Annotated in this window: 1 protein-coding gene; it reads right to left on the bottom strand. The window is 67.5% G+C overall.

The features are described from left to right. Positions 1-329, bottom strand: a 329-nt coding sequence (locus AC0L25_RS32535; protein WP_473599201.1) for a transposase, incomplete at both ends; no start/stop codon positions are given.

Genomic DNA, 329 nt, shown 5'->3' on the forward strand with positions numbered 1-329 from the left:
TCGTCATCGACCTTGCGCGGCACATAATCGAGCGCGTTTCTGAGGAAGTGCACGTAACAGCGCTGCCAGACTGCCTCAGGCAGGACTTCCCGGATCGCTGCCCTGAGCCCCGGATGGTCGTCGGAGACGACGAACTCCACGCCGGCAAGCCCGCGCTGCTTGAGCCCTGCCACGAACGCGCGCCAGCTCGAATGGCTTTCCCGGTTGGCCAGTTCGACACCGAGCACCTGGCGCCGGCCCTCCCAGTCGACCCCGATCGCCACCAGCACCGCCTGGCTGGCGATCACGCCGGCTTCGCGCGCCCGCTCATAGCGCGCGTCCAGAATGAG

The organism is Mesorhizobium sp. WSM4813, assembly GCF_055811555.1.